This window comes from Ammoniphilus soli, from assembly GCF_040813775.1.
This window is the reverse complement of record NZ_JBEGDL010000119.1, coordinates 1-1,670: the sequence shown is the minus strand read 5'-3', so window position 1 is coordinate 1,670 and position 1,670 is coordinate 1. Positions and strand designations below refer to the sequence as shown.

The 1,670-nt window shown below is 38.3% G+C and carries 2 protein-coding genes; both read right to left on the bottom strand.

Annotated features, from left to right (window positions below; translation table 11 throughout):
- Positions 1-171: 171 nt before the first annotated feature.
- On the bottom strand, positions 172-456 hold the full coding sequence (locus ABLT31_RS38570) for a hypothetical protein (RefSeq protein WP_367761006.1): 285 nt from the start codon (positions 454-456) through the stop codon (positions 172-174).
- A gap of 300 nt (positions 457-756) precedes the next feature.
- Positions 757-1,512, bottom strand: coding sequence for an alpha/beta fold hydrolase (locus ABLT31_RS38565; RefSeq protein ID WP_367761005.1), 756 nt, complete (start codon positions 1,510-1,512; stop codon positions 757-759).
- Positions 1,513-1,670 lie beyond the last annotated feature (158 nt).

Sequence of the window (1,670 nt, the reverse complement as noted above, 5' to 3'; positions counted from 1 at the left end):
AGGTTTTGTTACTGTATTATGTTGTTGAGAAGACAATACCTATATAATGCAGTGATTTTCGTTATTGAACCTTAACATATTGTTCATACCAATGCCGACCAGATTCCCATTTTTTGACGGGATTATCATCACCGAGAATTTCAACGCAAACTAATGCCATTATATATTCTTTTAACCATTTCTGAATACATTCAAAAAATGATTCAAAGTTAAATCCCCTTGTTCGACTATGTAATCAAACTCTTTTTGATTCGCTTTGATGTAATCATAAGGATTGGAAGATGTTGAAGGGGTTGTCATAATTTTTTCGAGATTTTGATCAATTATTGTTAATCGATCCATCTCTTCTTCTCGACTCATCCCAGTGAAAATCATACCTGATAGGATGGCGATTAATACAACCATTATAGTAATTCCTATAATGCCAAACATAACATTATTTTTGGGACTTGCCATATATACACCCTCCTTCTTTTCTACTTAAACATAAAATACCAATGTCTTAAGGGACATAATTTTTTTGCTGCCAGAGTGCGAAGGAAGGGATTTGCATATAATTCAATCGGAGAATGAATAGAGAATTATCCGAAGTCACACAAAAAAAAGCTCCCAGAGAACGGGAGATGACTTTGGATAATTCTCCTCTATTCATTATACGACTAAATAAAAAACGGTAATCAACCGTTTGTGGTCGAACTACCGAAGACTTGAATCCTGTTAGTGCAGTACCACCAAAACAAACCTACTATTGTCGTCCTAATACTTATGTTTTTTAGTTTGACCCAAAACCGACTCGTCCAAAAAGATTTGTAATGCAAGACGCAATCCGTCCGGATCACTAAGCATAGGTAAGTGCCCGGTATTCAAACTTTTGATATGCTGCGGGGAAAAATTTGAAATCATTTTATCTTGCTGGGACTGACTAAACTCTTTGTCCTTTTTTAATTTTAAATATAGTTTCGGCACCGTCGGAACAGAGGTATCTATTTTATCCGTATAAACGCGGATAGACTCCGGAACAAATCCTCGTACAACTTCCGCTGCTTGTTCCGGTGAAAGATCATTGCATAAGCTGGAGTGGATGGCTGACTCAGGAGGTCGGGTACCCAACTTTCGTAAAAGAATGGACATCAAGATCCGTTTGGGAAATGGCAGAATCGAAAGAAATGACCCACCTTTCTTAGGAATTGCCGCTCCGATGGCCACAAATCCCACCAAACGGTCGGACAAATCGGCGGCAACTTGTAGAGCGATAATTCCCCCGAGGGAATGCGCCACAATAACAAATTTCTGAACCTCCCACTCTTCCACCTGTCTTTTTATATAGCTTACGTAATTTTCCAAAGTAAGCTCTTGTCTCGATTCGTTTTTGTCGTTCCGTAGCGGGAAATCAACCAATAAACAAGGATATTCGAATCCCGCTACAACCTTTTCCCAAATTCTGCGTTCCAAACCTGCGCCATAAATAAACACGAAACCGATCTTTTCCTGAGTCTGTTCTTCTATATTCACCCTAATTCCCCTCCAAAAATACGAATATAAATAGGACAGATCCTGTCTTCATAAACAAATGCCACTGAGCCAACTTCTACATCAACTGAACCTCCTCTTTGGCTTCCCTTATTATCTATTTCTTAAAACAATTAGTAATTCCTTCTTTAACATTACTT